Below are 17067 nucleotides of genomic sequence, written 5' to 3'. Positions count from 1 at the left end.
GGATACGCAGCGGCAAGCATTACATCGGGTACGTCTGATACCGTGACAACATCGCCACTGCCAACAAAAAAGTGAAAAACAAAAATGACAGTTTGAGAAGCAACGGCCTTGCTCATCGCCGTTGGGATACGAAACCCAATCTGGAGAAATCTCGATAATGACCATCGACGGACAACCATCATCGCCCTCATTCAGCCCGCATCCTGCTGCAACAGGTAATAAACCGGAAACTTCAGCCCTGTCTTTTCGATCGCTAACCAGTCAGATCGCCTACTCACTCACTTGCATCGACAATATTGTCAGGTATATTCCCAACCCTGCCTATTACATAACCCGTGCTTTACATTCCTCTCCCGGTGGTTTTCTTACCCTGCTGACCCTGGCGGGCAAGTGCGTAACAGCCGTTAATGCCAGCCCTTATACGCCGCCCTCAGTGAACCCGTCTCCAACTTCTGCAGCAATGTCTGCAGGAATGGCAAACTCACCGGTCACCATCCCTTCAACACCGCCCTATATTCCCCCTCCCCCTCAACCTGGCTGGATGGCAGAACTGAGCAACCATGGCAATCCCCCTGAAAACCGTGCGCACAATGGGGGTGAATTGATTAAGGAACAAATTTCACAATCCACCATTGATCGCCCTCCGCCCATCGAAAACCGGTGCATTGAAAAATACGCATTCCTCCCCCCTCCCAGATACAGTATGGTCTGCCCCGGAACTGTATTCCCTGCCGATAAAATCCGTAATTTCCAGGGTGAATATCTGACCTGCGAAAACGCCGAATACACTTACTCCAGACATCCAGATCCAAATGATCTGGCCGTTTGGCGAGCCAGAAAAGACCTTGCCCCGGATACAATGACCGACAGACTGCGCAAGTCTTCAAACCCCGAAAAGTCCGCTACTATTTACTACCCCATTAAACATGCCTGGAAGTGGGAACAATGTCAGCTGATTAAAGATCCATCAATCTGCGGCACTTATGAGGTATGTGAGGTCACCAAACGAACAACGCGAACTGATCGGAACCATCAGAAGCGGACAGAATCCATGATTTGCAGGAATCTTCCAAGAACCTGTTATGCCGATGTCCCTGTTCTATCACATCAACGTTGTGGTCAGGGCAAAATTGACTTTAGCGTGGAATTTTTAAAAAAAGATCTTCGCCAGCATCATCAGGGTTATGATGGCATTATGCCCAAGGGTTATGAGCTTTTACCCGGTGAAAAAGAGACGATCTCTGTCAAAATCAGCAGCACGACAGGACAGCTTGTACCAACACTGCATATTTCTGAAGCCAGGAACCAATACACCTCTTCCCTGAGTGTCCGGGACCCGAACATTAACAGTCTGCGATGCCGCGAAAACGGTTACGACAGGATTACCTTTGCAATCGAAACCGGTAACCGGATCCTGTCCGATTCGCCTAACATTCTCTCTTCCCATGACCGTCCAGTCTCTGACGCGATAATATGGAATGGAGAATTTGATGTTAACGGAATTTATAACGCCAGAGGTTACCCCCGGGGTTTAAGGTTACCAACCAACGGACTGCAAATCTTTGATGCTATTATGGAATCGGTGTCTGAACACTCAAGAAGTGCAACGCTGTCAGTCAAAGTCGAACTGTACGAACCAGGCCTTTTATGGGGTGAATGGCTAAGATCAACGGCTTACTTTAATAAACAAAGCCTCCATTGTCAGGATGAACACAACGATAGCAACGACTGGACTTCAATATGCGAACTCAGATTTGACGAAAGCCCAGGCGACATGATTTTTCACTCTCAGCTCCCGGGAGTCGTTTACCCACTGGTTAAAACATTTTGTTACTTTGCCCCTGCAGGCTGCTCTGATAAAACACCTTCTTACCGAAATGACCTGGTGCCCGGCTATCGTTACACCTTTAAAATGTCCACAGGTCTTGATCTGCCTTTCTACCATTATGAATCCTTTTCCCGAAATAGCCTGGATATTCCCTTTGAAGCCAACCCGGAGATTGATTTGAGAACATGGCAACCCTTCTTCTGGAAGGTTGTTCGCAGCACTCAGTACACTGCATTGTTTGCGGGAGCCTATAGTCTTGTTGCTTATGCAGCCAATAACCGCTGAGTTTGCGACCATGGCCAACTGTAGAGTGTGAAAACCAGTCGTAGATATAGCCAGGAGAGATGGTAACGATAAACTTCGCTCCCAAAAGCAGGGATGGCAGCATACTTCTGCAACCCAATAACTCCATGAGTTGGCGACAGAATCTGCTGTTACTGGGGTTGATAACCACCCTATCCCTGGTCATTGCTGTCGGCTTCTACCTTGCAGGGGCCAAAGCCATCCTGCCTTTTTCCATGCTGGAAGTCATTGCCTTATCGGCGGGTACTTATTACTGTGTTTGGCAGCGCCAACGAAAAGAGCTGATTACCTTTCAGGAACACCAGGTCACTGTTCAAAAGGGCTTTTATCAACCACTGACCACGCACCATTATCACCGCCTGTGGTGTCAGCTGGTTATTCGCGAAGCGGTCCATCCATGGAAGGCGCCGTCCATTCACATCCGCTCCCATGGCAAGGATTTGGAGTTAGGCTCCTTCCTGAACAGGGAGGATAAACTGATCCTGCTCGATCACTTGAAGAAACTGCTCAACAACACGCACATTTCTCAATAAATGCAGAAAAACAGTCCATAAAGTGAACATTTTTTTGCCCATCGCCAAACCCTGAACTAAATTCTTAACAGGCTCTGGCTACGCAGCCAGAGATAAATACTCAGGATATTCCACAATCTTTCGTCGAAGCTGTGTCAAGTCATTCAATACAGCCTGATTTATACGACGCACGTATTACCCCTTTTCCTGCACGGAAAGCAGGCTTTGCTTTTTCAACACACATTAACCGACGGCTTCCAGCTATTATTTATGCCCCCTCACCAAGGCGTGACGCGGCTACTCCAACGACACATGCCTTTCTTCAGCGGCAGGATGATAAAGCCGGAGCCGGAAAAACACACAAGGTAGGTTAAGCATGCTTTCCAGGCATCAATCAACTTCAACCCCAAACACCGGGCTGGCACTTTTATCCCAGATGGTGTCATCGGTTTCCCGTCGTTCATGCCAGTATTGCGGAGCAGTGGCCATTGCTTCTGCATCCACCTGTGCAATGGCGGTAACAGGAGATGATATTAATTTCACCGCTTATGCCCGTTCAGGTATTGGCAGCACTGACAAGGGGGGGCAACAGTTATGCTTTAAAGCAGCAGGCGCCCCCTCAAAGTATCGTTTGGGTAATGAGTGCGAAACCTATGCAGAAATGAAGTTTGGTGCAAATCTTTTTGATCAGGATGGTGTGCAGTTTTACCTGGATACCAATATTGCCTACAAAGTTGCCCAGCAAGACGACTATGAAACCACTGAGCCTGCGGTTCGGGAGATGAACCTGAAAGCAAATGGCGTCTTTGGAGACGCGCTTCCCGGTGCAATGTTGTGGGTGGGCAAACGTTTTTATAATCGTCATGATATCCATATTATCGATTACTACTACTGGAATCTATCTGGTCCAGGTGTTGGTATCGAGAACATTGATGTAGGGATCGGCAAGTTTGATGTTGCGTGGGTGAGAAATCAAAATAAAGTGATATACCCTTCCTGGCAGGCTGGTGCTAAAGCATCAGTTACAGTACCTGCTGGTGGAGTCACTGAAGATGAAGTAATACCAGTCAATGCTGAAACTTCTCCAGGCTATAAAACAGAAAACATTACCACTAACATAATTGACTTCCGCTGGAACGAAATTCCGATAATGGATAAGCTTAGTCTGGAGCTTGGAATTGACTACGGGATAGGCAGCCCTGCCGATAACCTGTCCGTTGGCACTTACCATAAAAGCACCTTCGATAAGAACGGCTGGATGTTTACCGGCGAACTTACCTGGGACGTACTGGGTGGTTTCAATAAATTCATTGTCCAGTACGCCACGGATGCCATGACAGGGCCTGGCACTGGCTCAGCGGGTATGTATCTGCAAACTACTGACTGGTACAAAGGGAACAAACTCTGGCGCATTATGGATCATGGCGCTGTCTCCCTGATGCCTAAACTGGATATGATGTATGTTCTTGGCGTAACAGAAGTTAAGTATGATAAAAATGATTTGTATCCCAATTTTGGCAAGAAAACGACTTGGGTAACAGCAGGTATCAGACCTTCCTGGAAATGGAATGACCTGACTAGTACAACCGTTGAAATTGGTTATGATCAGGTTAAAAACGCCAGCTCTTCTTATGTGGACGAACCTGATCTTATTAGCAGCGGATTGTTCAAAAGCAAACTCTGGAAGTTTACTCTGGCACAGCAATTCCACCCTCAATTCGGTAACTGGGTAAGACCACAAATTCGTATCTTTGCCACCTATGCCAACTGGAACGATGCTCACGGATATATTCAAGGATCAGGGAAACCAGCCGCCAACGCGATACCCAACTCATGTAGCGGAAGCAGCAATGCCTCAGAAATTTGCAACGCACTCGGCCTCGAATACTTCGACACCTTTACCACACCCCAGCAAATTATGAATGCCTATGGCAGCAAATCTGATGGCTGGACTTACGGTGCCCAGATGGAAATCTGGTTCTAATCCAGCTTAGGTCGGTTGCCCTTGTTCCCACGGTCCTCCGTGGGAATGCATACCGGACCTCTGTGCAAATATTCATCCCCACGCTGGCATGGAAATGCGTGGGTATTAGCGCTTTTCTACACTACAGTTTTTTCTTCGCCCGTTCCGTCTCAAACTTCTCCAGTCGTTTATCCCAACCTTTAAAGCGCTGGCGGCAATAATTATCCAGCTCACCATAAGTCTGGAAATACAGCTCACAGCCGTCATTGATGGGCGCATCAAACTCACAGGCGTCATTACTGTGTTCCCGACAGATAATGGGGCGTCGCTCATAGATACCACAGCGATAATCCGGCAACAGAAACTCGCAGCAGGTCTGGCAGAGCAGATACCAGCCATTGCCATCCTTGAAAATATGCACCCCCTTGTGAGCCACCTGCCAGAGCAACACATCAAACGCCTGCATACTGCGGGGCGTGTCCAGCTCCTGGGTAATGTAAGAGCAACAGAGGGCATTACACTGATCGCACTTGTTGCTGGAAGTGATGTCTCTGGTTTCGATCCGGTTAACCATTTCTGACACGATAAGTAATAAGTCCTGTTATTTAAAAATTATTTTACTGATCCTGGCCACTGAATGCTTGATAAGTAATGGTTCCGAAATAACTTCCACATTTCAACACACGCTACCCAAAAAGCCAGCCCCCCCTTTGCTTATACGGGTAACGGGCAACGGGAAACGGACAACAGGTGACAGCAAATTCGTCCCCCTTATAATTAACTAACAAAAAAGCCGAACCACTGTCTTCATAGGCAAAAACATACGAACCTTCCCATTATGTTCACACAGAACTTCAAACCCATATTTTGCATAAAATGTCTCTGCTGCATCGGTTAAGCAATCAACAATGATGGCGTATGCACGCATATGAGCGTTTATTTCCCACAGGTATTTCAAGGCATTTATAAGGCAGATTTTTCCTAACCCCTCGCCCTGAAATTCTCGATGAACCGCAAGCTGTGCGATCAAAAATACAGGAACAGGGTATCGTGGCAGCTTCTTTACCAACGCTTTAGGTAAAGTGTCTCGACAAATTGAGCAAGGTGCAATGCTGTAAAATGCACAGATTGGTGTTTTTTGATTTGGCGAAGGGGTTGATGCGGGCAGAACCATTGTACGACTGACACCTGCCTGCATATGTTTTGAGGCTTGAGTCTGGATGAACAAATTAAGTTCCGCTTCACCACAATCAAATGACGCTCTATCGTGGATACCTTTATCGAGTTCCACAAATTCCCTTGACCAGCTCACCTGACACCTTTCTCTTCGGTAAATGTCAGGGCATCCAGCAAGGCTTTATTGGGCGCCTTTGCCTTTTCGCAGGCTTCTGTAAAGCGATCAAAGACATCGTTTTCAACGGTCATCTTTTCATATTCAGAAATAACCTGTGTAGCGTCTTCATCCATAAGCCTGACAACGTATTCGGTCAAGCTCTTCAGTCCCAGTAGAGCTGAAGCCTTCTCTGCCTTAGCCTTGATCTCCTCATCAAGTCTCAGGTCCAGGCGTGCAGTAGCCATATTCCACCCTCCATTTGTACGGATATTTTCCGTATAGACAGAGTTTAGACCTGAGCGCGTCTACAAGCAAATTGTACGGATAAATGACGGATCATTTAGTGAACGAAACCTGGCAACGCACCAGAACTCAAGCCACAATCCTGACCGGCACCCGACGGCTACCCCAAATGCCGGGTTGCTGTTCAAACACACCGGCAACCGGCGTCCCACACTGCTGGCAGATCCCCTTACCTTCAGACGCGTCAACTCCCCATTCCCCAAGTACATACCAGTCACGCTCAATAAGCAGACTATGGCACTGATGACAGCGGGTACTGCCACCGTCGGCATCATGGACATTGCCGGTGTAGGCGTAGCGAATGCCGTGATTCAGCGCTATTTGCCTGGCCATGGTCAGCGTAGCAGCAGGTGTATGGGGATGTTCACGCATTTTCCAGTCGGGATGAAAGGCGGTGAAGTGAATGGGAACGTCGATGCCCAGGTGCTCAACAATCCACTGACACATGTCGTTCAGTTCACGCTCGGAATCATTTTCACCGGGGATCAGTAACGTGGTGATCTCAAACCAGACAGTGGTTTCATGTTTCAGGTATTCCAGCGTTTCCAGCACCGGTTGCAGAGCGCCACCACAGATCTTGCGATAGAAGTCTTCACTGAACGCTTTCAGGTCAATATTGGCTGCGTCCATATAGCGGAAAAACTCAGCGCGGGGCTGATCACAGATATACCCGGCAGACACCGCCACCGATTTCAACTGTTTTTCATGGGCCGCCCGGGCAACATCAATGGCATATTCCAGGAAAATCACCGGGTCATTATAGGTAAACGCCAGGGACCGGCAGCCCAGTTGCTCAGCGGTATCCGCCAGTTGCTCTGGTGATGCCCGGTCGGCCAGGGTATCCATCTCACGGGATTTGCTCATATCCCAGTTCTGGCAGAATTTGCAGGCAAGGTTACAACCCGCTGTACCGAATGACAGCACCGGGGTTCCCGGCAGAAAGTGGTTCAGCGGTTTTTTCTCAATAGGGTCAATACAAAAGCCGGAGGAGCGACCATAGCTGGTGAGCACAATCTGGCCACCTTCACAGGCGCGGACAAAACAGAGTCCCTGTTGCCCTTCCCGAAGCTTGCAGGCCCTCGGGCACAGGTCACACTGTATTCGCCCATCGTCCAGTATATGCCAGTAGTGTGTTGATACATTTCCTGACGGTGTTTTTTCTCTGAGCATGATCCATCTCCAGACCAGGTTCACTGCCTGATTGTCATCCTGATGGTATTACCAAGGCTATAATTATAGGCTCTGCCGACATTATTTGAGCGATGCAAATTGCAAATAAAGAGAGTGGTTTATTTCGCTTTGAATGTGCCGGCAGGCTCAGCCACTCTCGGGGGGAGAACCCATAATGATTATTCGCCAACCCGCTGTAGCCGGAACCTTTTACCCGGACTCACCCACCACCCTGGCCAACCTGGTCAAAGAGATGCTCAGCGATGCCCGTCCCAGGGATTTCTCACCGAAAGTACTGGTCGTTCCCCATGCTGGCTTTCAATATTCCGGCCCTGTCGCTGCCAGCGCCTACCGCCTGCTGCACTCGATGCGCCAGCGTGTTCACCGGGTTATCCTCCTCGGCCCCAGTCACCGGGTTCCGCTACAGGGCATGGCCCTCCCGGACTGTGAAGCATTTGCCACACCCCTTGGTAATATTCCACTGGATATTGAAGCCATGGAGGAGCTGAAATCATTCAGCCAGGTAGAGACCGTTGATGAAGCCCATGCCTGCGAGCACAGTCTCGAAGTCCAGTGCCCTTTCCTTCAGGAATGTCTGGATGACTTCAAACTGATTCCGATCGTTGTTGGCGACACCAGCCCGATAGCGGTAGCTGAGGTGATCGAGCACCTCTGGGGAGAAGAGGAAACCCTGATTATTATCAGCTCCGACCTCAGCCATTACCACACCTATGAAGAGGCCTGTTACCGGGATAACCAGACGGTAAAAGCCATTGAACAGCTCAGTTGTAATTTAACCGGTGGCCAGGCCTGTGGCTGCTATCCTCTTAATGGCGTGTTGAAGGTTGCCCAGCATCGGGGAATGGATGTCATTACGCTTGATGTACGCAATTCCGGCGATACTGCTGGCGATAAAAGCCGGGTGGTGGGTTATGGGGCCTTTGTCATTCAATAGACAGATTATTTATCAAGGCGGTACACAGCCACAAATCAAGACGCTCAGCATTATTATTGTCAGATGACATAAAGCCGAAATTCAGAGGTTCCGTTGGGTGGCGATAAATACCAGAAGGAGGCTTTCAATGCCTCTAACGAAAGAAAACGGGAATTTCTACTGTGCAAATCGAACCCACAGAAAATCAGAAAAGAGAATTATTACGCCTGGCCCGCAAGACCATCAGTGAAGGGTGTACGCAGGGTCTGCCACCGGAGCCATCACAGGAAAGTGAAGACCTGGCTGACTTCTTTGTGCAACAGGCCGCCAGCTTTGTAACACTGCAAAAGCGTGGGGAACTCCGGGGCTGTATTGGTTCAACCCGGGCTTACCGGACACTGCTGGATGATGTGATCCACAATGCCTTCGCCAGCGCATTCCGGGATCCACGGTTTCCACCGGTAACTGAAAATGAACTGAACGACATCAAGATCGAAATTTCCATACTGACACCTCAGGAACGGATGGACGTTGCTGACGAGAAAGACCTCTTAAAGCAGCTGCATCCGGGCATCGACGGATTATTGATTCACAATCCCCAATACAGCGCAACGTTCTTGCCGCAGGTGTGGAAACAGCTGCCTAACCCCAGGCAATTTCTGGCTCATTTGAAAAGCAAGGCAGGTATGGCTCCGGGATTGTGGCCTGACGATATGGAGTGCTTTCGTTATCGGTGTGTCAAGTTTAAAGAAAGGAGGAACTGAAGCTGACTATTAATCCGAATAGCCAGATTTATACAACGGTCACCGGGACAGGACTGCCCGATGACCATGAATTTTCAATAACACGTTTTTAATAAAACGCTCTTATTCAAAAAAGAGAACGCTTCAATTAAACCACTTCAAACAGGAAGTGATTTTTCTTACCCAATTTCACCAGGAAGAACCGACCATACATGGCGCTCTCTGCAGCAAAGCACTCTGGCAGGTTCATATTATCGGCAGCACCACGAGCTACACCGTTAAAGAACACTGCGTTATTAGCCAGCGCATCCTTAACCTGCTTGCCTGACTTAACCATGCCGACTTCGGCAAACAGCTGCGTCATCGCCTGGCCTTCCAGCCCGGTCCGCTCGATAGTGGCACCTGGCAGGCCATCCTGCTTCAACTGCTCCATATCGGTTTCTGAAAGCCGGGTAATGTCACCGGAAAACAGTGCTTCAGTGATCCGCTCCGCCGCCTTGAGACCTTCTTCCCCATGCACCAGGCGGGTAGCTTCACGGGCAAGAATCCTCTGGGCTTCCGGCCTGCCCTGACGCTCAGCATCAGCTTGCTCAATGGCCTCAATCTCTGCCATGTCCAGGAACGTGAAGAACTTCAGGAAACGGTACACATCCGCATCAGCGGTATTCATCCAGAACTGGTAAAACGCATATTGAGACGTCTTTCTTGAATCCAGCCAGACTGCACCGCCTTCCGTTTTACCAAACTTGGTGCCATCAGACTTGGTAATCAATGGTACCGTTAACCCGAAAGCACGGGCCTTATTCTGACGACGGGCAAGGTCAATACCGCCAACAATATTACCCCACTGGTCACTGCCACCAATCTGCAGGGTACAGTCATAACGACGGTTCAGCTCGGCAAAGTCCATTCCCTGGAGCAGGGCATAGGAAAACTCGGTAAAGGAGATACCAGCGCCTTCCCGGTTCAGCCGTTGCTGAACAGACTCCTTGTTGATCATGGCATTCACCGAAAAGTGCTTGCCGATATCTCTCAGGAAGTCCAGAACATTCAGGTTCCCCGTCCAATCCAGATTATTGGCAACAACGGCTGAGTTTTCTCCGCAGTCGAAGTCGATAAACTGACTCACCTGGCCCTTGATTTTCTCAACCCAGCCAGCCACAACCTCCGGGGTATTCAGTTGACGTTCAGCGGCCTTGAAGCTTGGGTCACCAATCAGACCGGTGGCCCCACCCACCAGGGCAATGGGTTTGTGACCCGCCTGCTGGAAGCGCTTGAGCACTAGCAATGGCACCAGATGGCCAAGATGGAGACTGTCAGCCGTAGGATCGAAACCACAATAGAGCACCCGGGGCTGTTCGCTCAGATGAGTGTCCAGTTCCTCGACGGCAGTGGTCTGCGCGATGAGCTGGCGGGCCTGAAGATCTTTCAGCAACGGGTTTTGACTATCGGACATTGGCCTTTTCCTGCGACGATTTGATGATTCAACCGGAATACCGCGGTGGATGCCAGAAGCTCTGACACCAAATCAAGAAAAAACTTCCTGCCAAATCAGCCTGGCAGGAAACGATCAATAAAAAATCAAGCCGCCCAAAATACAACAAAATGCTGCAGGAACAAATGCCTGACCTCTAAATAATGTAAATTTCAGTGTATTTACCTTACCAGCCCTTTACCTCTTCAGACTGGAACTCACGTTAAATCCTCACTGTCGAATCAGTCCAGAGTGATTCAGATTACCTTTCTGAAACACAGGCTTCTGGTTTTCAGGGAGGTTCGGTATGCATCCCACAGGGGGAGAATTCTTTGGATTATCCACAACCACTGTCGGCACCAACAGCTTCAACCTACCCTGCAGCTCACTCGGGCACATCCCAGGTTTCCCAAGAAAAAGAACCAGTGTGCCAACCTGAAGGGACGGGTTCAGTTTTTTCAGCAGGTGATGCCGCCTGGGTGGTCATGCGATCCCTTTCAACAGCCGCCGAGTGCCTGAATTTTGTTTGCAGAAAGGTGGTCGTCTTGTCCAGTGTCTGTTTTGGTGGTTTTATCGGGCTGCTTCAATATGCTCATGAGAACCTGGGGAATAGAACGGCTCAACAGGTGCCAGCCAGAGAGAAGAATAGAATTGGCCAGCAGTCCCTCTCCCAGCTTAGTGATAAAAAGCTCACTGATGAAAAGCCCACTGATGAAAAGCCCACTGACACAGAACCCATACAGCAAACGACTTATCTCCAGAATCCCCCAGTGGAAGAATATGTCAGGCAAGGGGCCAGCCGATGGAAGCATTTTGTAGAGTCCAGTACAACACCGGGTTCTGAATATAGCTGGGTGCATCTTGTCAGCGTGGTCATCTCCGTAACCCTTTCCGTGTATCTACTGGGTGTCGTAGGTACCATTATTCTGCATACACCAGACTGGCTGTTTAAGGCAAAACCTTATTTCTATCTCAATAAACCGACTTCCCCTGAATCACTTTCCCGGTCAGCATCTACTCTGCCTTTAAGCCATCAGGATCCACAAATGCCACCACTTGATCCGGAAGTTGAACGCCCATCCCGGGCCAACCCGGCCTGCCAGCCCGCTCTCCTGCCTACCGAACCACCGACCGCCATGACCTCAACAAAGGAATCAAGCCAGGAGTCACAATGCAGCCAATCAACCACCGCAGTAGACACAGGCAATAAAAACCAAAGCCCCCAGCTGCCCCCCAAACCCACAAACCAGCACGGTACTGCTCCAGAACCACTGACTACCAGTGCTCAAACAACTCAGCAACCGGGCACCAGCCCTGTATCCTTCTCACAGGCAAACCATCTATCATCAGTACAACACCCAGTGCAAAAAAGGCTGCACTCGTGTATTCTGACCCCTGCAGGTGATGACATTCCAACCTCAGTTCCAGTACATCAATTCTGTCGATGAACAACACGCATAACTGAACCCGTCATTGCCCGGCACTTTATAACCTCTTATAACCTTTTATAACCTCCACCCTTGAAACGACCAGGCAATAAAATAGTTCGTGAAAATAAAGACACTGACCAGAAAAAATCATAATTTAACTTGTACTGACGAACCTTTTCTGACAGACATGACTTACGGTGTTTTTTACCGTTATAATTTATTGACTGGCACAATGAAGACAGCGTTAAAACCTTAATGAATAAAGCCATCCCGAGGGGCGCAACACGGATCAACCAGCGCCTGAAACAGTTCCCCAGGCGACACTTGCTGCTGGCAAGTACGATCGCTGCCGGCATCATGGGATTGATGGCTCTTTTACCCTCTGGTAACGTAGAAGCCAGACGTAATGAAATCCCGATGTCCATCGATGCTTTCCAGCCTCAGGAAGACACCCTGGAGCTGACCAGCAGCAGCGAAGCTACCCAAACTTCTCCATTTATCACTGACCAGGCCAGCGACAAAAGTTCTGATCAATCAGAAACATTGATCAAGGAAGTGGAACAGGAAGCAGAAGCCAAAGCACTGGCAAAAGCCGCCTATGACCTGGAGCAAAAGCTTGGAAAATGGCACAATGTTACCATTAAATCCGGTGATAATTTATCCGTGTTATTTAATAACCAGGGACTGAATGCCAGTGTCGTTTACCAGATTGCCAACACGCCCGTGTATGGAGAAGCCCTGGCTCAAATACGCCCTGGAGAATCCCTGGAATTCCGGATTAATCCGGAAGGAACACTGACCCAGCTGCGTTACGTCAAGTCCAGACTGGAAAGCATCTTCTTTAATAAGGGAGACGATGGCTACCAGGCAGAACTGATTACCCTGTCACCGGAAATCCGGCCCACCTACGCCAGTGGCATCATTAATAGCTCTCTCTTCCTTGCCAGTCAGAAAGCCGGCCTTTCCCAGAACCTGACCATGGAACTGGCTGGAATTTTTGGCTGGGATATCGATTTCGTTCAGGATATCCGCAGTGGTGATAGCTTTAATCTGCTCTACGAAGAGAAATATCTGGAAGGGGAAAAACTGGGTGATGGCGATATTCTGGCTGCCAGCTTCACTAACCAGGGCCAAACCTACACCGCCATCCGCTATACCGACAGTAACGGCGATACTGACTACTATACCCCTGATGGAAAAAGCATGAAGAAGGCGTTTCTCCGTACTCCGGTGGACTTTACCCGTATCAGCTCAAGTTTTAACCCCAACCGCCTGCACCCGGTATTCAAGACCAAACGCCCGCACCGGGGGGTCGATTACGCAGCACCGATGAACACTCCGATTAAAGCCTCTGGCGATGGCCGTGTGCAGTTTTCCGGCTGGCAGAATGGTTTCGGCAATGTGGTATTTATCCAGCACCCGAATAATATTGTTACCGTCTATGCCCATGCCAATAAACTGGCCAGTCTGAAAAAAGGCCAGAAGGTTCGTCAGGGCCAGACCATAGCCTATGTTGGTAAAACGGGCTGGGCCACCGGGCCTCACCTGCACTATGAGTTTCGTGTCAATGGCGTTCACAGAAACCCGATGACGGTTAAGCTCCCGGATGCAGCACCTATCGCCAAAAGTGAAATGGCTAACTTCAGGAAAAGATCCGAACCGATGATTGCCAGTCTTGAGAAGCACAGGGAAACCCTTCTGGCCACTCAGTGATAAACAACAATGGTTCAATGAGCCTCCCTTTCAGAGACGCACCGTGTCAGATATCTACATAGGGCTTATGTCCGGTACCAGCCTGGATGCCATTGATGCTGCAGCCGTTCACTTTGATGGCCATAGCCCAACACTTCTGGCCAGCCACAGTACTGAATGGCCTGCAGGACTCAAGGAAAAAATTCAACAGCTCTGTCAGCCCGGCCATGATGAAATTCGTTTGATGGCCGAAGTGGATCCGGCCATCGCTTATGTGGCGGCAGAAACGGTCAATGCGCTTCTGGACAAGGCAGGGCTTGCCGCTGACCAGGTCAGGGCCATTGGCAGTCATGGCCAGACCATCAGACACATGCCAGAATCCGGTTACACCCTGCAGATCGGTGACCCTAATATCCTGGCAGAGCAGACCGGCATTACCGTCATTGCGGACTTCAGGCGCAGGGATATGGCCGCCGGTGGCCAGGGAGCCCCGCTGGTTCCCGCGTTTCACCGTGCGGTTTTTACCAGCAAAACATCACACCGGGTGATCGTCAACATTGGAGGCATCAGCAATATATCGATCCTGCCTGCTGAAAATAGTGAGCAAAACGCCGTAACCGGCTTTGATACCGGCCCGGGGAACCTTTTAATGGACTATTGGTGCCAACAGCAGTGGGGGCAACCTTATGACAAAGATGGCCTTCATGCTGCTCAGGAGCCTCATGACCCAATCCTGCTGGAAACCATGTTGAGTGACCCCTTTTTCCGATTACCCGCTCCCAAGAGCACAGGCCGGGAACTGTTCAACCCGGCCTGGCTCAATGCCATGCTTGAAGGCTTTCGTGGACTCTCCCCGTCCACTATACAGGCAACCCTGTGTCGCCTGACGGCCCGTTGCATTGCCGATGCGATACAACAATATGCCCCCGATACTGATGAAGTGTTTACCTGTGGAGGCGGTGTCAATAACAAGACCCTTATAGCAATGCTAAAAGAGGAAATGTTCGGCATAAGGCTGGGATCAACGCTGGAGCTTGGTGTTGACCCCCAGTGGGTAGAGGCTGTCGCGTTTGCCTGGTTAGCAAGACAGAATATGTCAAGACAACCCGGCAACCTGCCTGCGGTTACCGGAGCATCGGGTTTGCGATTACTCGGTGGAAGTTATTTCCACTAAAACGTTTGTTGAATAGAACGTCCCTACCATGGCAAGTCTATCTTTGGTCTATAGTAGGCTCACAGTTATTCCCTTTCTGCTGTTCGATATCTCCTTGTAGCAATACTGGATGCATTATGGAATTCAAAGACTACTACAAGATTCTGGGTGTAGAGCCTGATGCTGATAAGAAGACCATAAAAAACGCCTACCGAAAGCTGGCCAGGAAGTATCACCCGGATGTCAGTGACCACCATGATGCTGAAAACCAGTTCAAGGAGGTGGCTGAAGCCTATGAAGTACTGAAAGACGACGAAAGACGTGCAGAGTACGATGAAATCCGTCAGTACGGCGGGTCTCAGCAAGGCTTTCATCCACCGCCCGGCTGGCAACCTTCCGGGTCCTGGAGCGACAGCGGGCAACATTTCCAGGGAGATTTTTCAGATTTCTTTTCGTCTGTCTTTGGCAGCGGCACCTTTGGCAGCGGCACGGACTCCCGGGCCAGTGGTTTTGGACAACGAAGGATGTATGGCCAGCGGGGCCAGGATATCGAAACCGAGATGCCTGTCTTTCTTGAAGATACGCTCAGTGATGAGCGCAAAACCATTTCCTACAGCCTGCCCCATTACGATGAACATGGGCAAGTTACCGAGGTAAATAAAACCCTCAAGGTAAAAATCCCACCCGGCGTAACCGATGGCGAGCTTATCCGACTGAAAGGCCAGGGGGCCCCGGGTATCGGAGATGGCGGCAATGGCGACCTGTATTTGCGCATCAGGCTGGTACCTCATCCACTATTTGATGTGGAAGGGCATAACCTGATTATCACCCTTCCCCTCGCTCCCTGGGAGGCAGCGCTTGGCGCCAAGGTAACGCTGCCTACACTGTCCGGCAAGATTAACCTGACCATTCCGGCCAACAGCCAGGGTGGCCAGCGCTTACGGGTAAAAGGCAAAGGCTTGCCCGGCAAGCAGATACGGGGTGACCTTTATGCGCTGCTGAAAATTGTTCTGCCCACGAGCAACGACAGCGTCAAAGAGTGCTGGCAACAGCTGGCAGAACAGGTTCCCTTCGATCCACGGGCCGAGTGGAGTGAAGCCTCATGACCGATACACAGACCACCTACCTGAGTTTCACTGAAATCTGTCTGCAAACCGGTGTAGCAGAAGAGACCGTCATCGAAATTATCGAGCAGGGGATTGTCGAACCCATTGGCACTTCACCCGGTGAATGGCAATTCAGTCCAGCCATGGTACTGCTGACCAGAAAAGCCGTACGCCTGCACCACGACCTTGATATAGACTGGCCGGGTATAGCACTGGCTATTGAGTTACTGGAAAAACTGGATCAGCTTCGGAAAGAGAACCGTCACCTCAAGGGGCGTTTAAGTCGCTTTATTGGAGACTAGCCGGTAAAGAAAAAATCTTGCCACGAAGGCACGGAGACAAGAAGAGATCTTTCCCTCCAGGACTCCACGGCAAATAAGCCGTAAACAGGCCTTTTCCGGATGACTGACACAACCATACATACGTCGGTTATGTTATGTTTGCTGATCCCTATAATCGCATATCAGATGTTGCTTCGTGGTAAATCCTTTACCGCACTTCTCAATCTGACAATTGAATGGCTTCTGATCCCTATGAGTGACTTCGTGCCTTATCATTTGCTGCTTCGTAGTGAATACTTTACCGCACTTCCCAACACGGCAACTGAATGGCTTCTGACCTGAATGAATGAATTCATGTCTTTTCATATTTTGCTTCGTTTTAAATCTTTTACCACAATCCTTAATTTTACACTCATACGGCTTCTGACCACTATGAACGAATTCATGCATTTTCAGATCATACTTTCTACTAAAAGCCTTACCACAATTTAAAAGATGACATTTATATGGTTTATACCCCGCATGTGCGAGTTCATGTACTTTCAAATAATGTCTATGGTTAAATCCTTTTCCACAATTTTCAAACTTACATTTAAATAGTCTCTGATTCGTATGAATTAATTCGTGCCTTGTCAGTAGATACCTCTCAGCAAACTGCTTCCCACATTTTTCTTCCTTACATTTAAATGGTTTCTTCCCCGAATGAGTGAGTTGGTGCCTTTGCAGACTGAACTTACGTTTATATTTTTTATCGCAACCATCGAAATCACACTGATAAACTTTCCTCTCTTCTAATGGCAGGGCTGATTTACCGGATTGCTGATGTTTCTGTTCATCAGTTT

Annotated in this window: 16 protein-coding genes; 10 read left to right on the top strand and 6 right to left on the bottom strand. The window is 49.4% G+C overall.

Annotation, left to right across the window (positions count from 1 at the left end):
* Positions 1–157 precede the first annotated feature (157 nt).
* The 3 genes from KDK13_RS07465 (at position 158) to lamB (ending at position 4627) form a co-directional block, all read left to right on the top strand.
* Positions 158–2113 (top strand): hypothetical protein, encoded by a 1956-nt coding sequence (locus KDK13_RS07465; protein ID WP_257284346.1) that lies wholly within the window; start codon positions 158–160, stop codon positions 2111–2113.
* Between the two features lie 59 nt (positions 2114–2172).
* The gene (locus tag KDK13_RS07460) at positions 2173–2664 is read left to right on the top strand and encodes a DUF2244 domain-containing protein (RefSeq protein WP_257284345.1); all 492 of its coding nucleotides are present in this window, start codon (positions 2173–2175) and stop codon (positions 2662–2664) included.
* Between the two features lie 460 nt (positions 2665–3124).
* Positions 3125–4627 carry a maltoporin LamB gene (lamB, locus tag KDK13_RS07455; protein ID WP_257284344.1) on the top strand — a complete coding sequence of 501 codons (1503 nt, stop codon included), beginning with the start codon at positions 3125–3127 and terminating at the stop codon, positions 4625–4627.
* A 121-nt stretch (positions 4628–4748) separates the two neighbouring features.
* On the opposite strand, the gene KDK13_RS07450 is transcribed toward lamB, so the two are convergent.
* The 4 genes from KDK13_RS07450 to amrS form a co-directional block, all read right to left on the bottom strand.
* Complete coding sequence (locus KDK13_RS07450; protein WP_257284364.1) at positions 4749–5180, bottom strand: YkgJ family cysteine cluster protein; 432 nt, start codon at positions 5178–5180, stop codon at positions 4749–4751.
* 207 nt (positions 5181–5387) lie between these two features.
* On the bottom strand, positions 5388–5897 hold the full coding sequence (locus tag KDK13_RS07445; protein ID WP_257284343.1) for a GNAT family N-acetyltransferase: 510 nt from the start codon (positions 5895–5897) through the stop codon (positions 5388–5390).
* A gap of 17 nt (positions 5898–5914) precedes the next feature.
* On the bottom strand, positions 5915–6184 hold the full coding sequence (locus KDK13_RS07440) for a DUF1778 domain-containing protein (RefSeq protein WP_257284342.1): 270 nt from the start codon (positions 6182–6184) through the stop codon (positions 5915–5917).
* Positions 6185–6311: 127 nt separating this feature from the next.
* A complete protein-coding gene (gene amrS, locus KDK13_RS07435; RefSeq protein WP_257284341.1) occupies positions 6312–7412 on the bottom strand; it encodes an AmmeMemoRadiSam system radical SAM enzyme in 1101 nt (366 codons plus the stop codon).
* Between the two features lie 175 nt (positions 7413–7587).
* Here amrS and amrB point away from each other — a divergent pair, with 175 nt between their 5' ends.
* Positions 7588–8367 (top strand): AmmeMemoRadiSam system protein B, encoded by a 780-nt coding sequence (amrB, locus tag KDK13_RS07430; RefSeq protein ID WP_257284340.1) that lies wholly within the window; start codon positions 7588–7590, stop codon positions 8365–8367.
* A gap of 161 nt (positions 8368–8528) precedes the next feature.
* Complete coding sequence (gene amrA / locus KDK13_RS07425) at positions 8529–9110, top strand: AmmeMemoRadiSam system protein A (RefSeq protein WP_257284339.1); 582 nt, start codon at positions 8529–8531, stop codon at positions 9108–9110.
* A 127-nt stretch (positions 9111–9237) separates the two neighbouring features.
* Here the strand turns inward: amrA and tyrS are convergent, their stop codons facing one another.
* Positions 9238–10545, bottom strand: a complete 1308-nt coding sequence (gene tyrS, locus KDK13_RS07420; protein ID WP_257284338.1) for a tyrosine--tRNA ligase — start codon at positions 10543–10545, stop codon at positions 9238–9240.
* A gap of 563 nt (positions 10546–11108) precedes the next feature.
* On the opposite strand from tyrS, the gene KDK13_RS07415 reads away from it, so the two are divergent.
* The 5 genes from KDK13_RS07415 to KDK13_RS07395 all read left to right on the top strand — a co-directional run bounded on the left by KDK13_RS07415 (position 11109) and on the right by KDK13_RS07395 (position 16246).
* Positions 11109–12011, top strand: a complete 903-nt coding sequence (locus KDK13_RS07415; protein WP_257284337.1) for a hypothetical protein — start codon at positions 11109–11111, stop codon at positions 12009–12011.
* Between the two features lie 237 nt (positions 12012–12248).
* Complete coding sequence (locus KDK13_RS07410; RefSeq protein ID WP_257284336.1) at positions 12249–13706, top strand: OapA family protein; 1458 nt, start codon at positions 12249–12251, stop codon at positions 13704–13706.
* 43 nt (positions 13707–13749) lie between these two features.
* The gene (locus tag KDK13_RS07405; RefSeq protein ID WP_257284335.1) at positions 13750–14859 is read left to right on the top strand and encodes an anhydro-N-acetylmuramic acid kinase; all 1110 of its coding nucleotides are present in this window, start codon (positions 13750–13752) and stop codon (positions 14857–14859) included.
* A 116-nt stretch (positions 14860–14975) separates the two neighbouring features.
* Positions 14976–15944 carry a curved DNA-binding protein gene (cbpA, locus tag KDK13_RS07400; RefSeq protein ID WP_257284334.1) on the top strand — a complete coding sequence of 323 codons (969 nt, stop codon included), beginning with the start codon at positions 14976–14978 and terminating at the stop codon, positions 15942–15944.
* Positions 15941–16246 (top strand): chaperone modulator CbpM, encoded by a 306-nt coding sequence (locus KDK13_RS07395; RefSeq protein ID WP_257284333.1) that lies wholly within the window; start codon positions 15941–15943, stop codon positions 16244–16246. The genes cbpA and KDK13_RS07395 overlap by 4 nt, the downstream gene beginning before the upstream one ends.
* Before the next feature lie 132 nt (positions 16247–16378).
* On the opposite strand, the gene KDK13_RS07390 is transcribed toward KDK13_RS07395, so the two are convergent.
* The coding region (locus KDK13_RS07390; protein WP_257284332.1) for a C2H2-type zinc finger protein at positions 16379–17067 on the bottom strand (689 nt) is incomplete at its 5' end.

It is taken from the genome of Endozoicomonas sp. SESOKO1 (assembly GCF_024606265.1).
GTDB lineage: Bacteria > Pseudomonadota > Gammaproteobacteria > Pseudomonadales > Endozoicomonadaceae > Endozoicomonas.
Note: the sequence above shows the minus strand (reverse complement) of the source record. Positions and strands in the feature narration are given on the sequence as shown.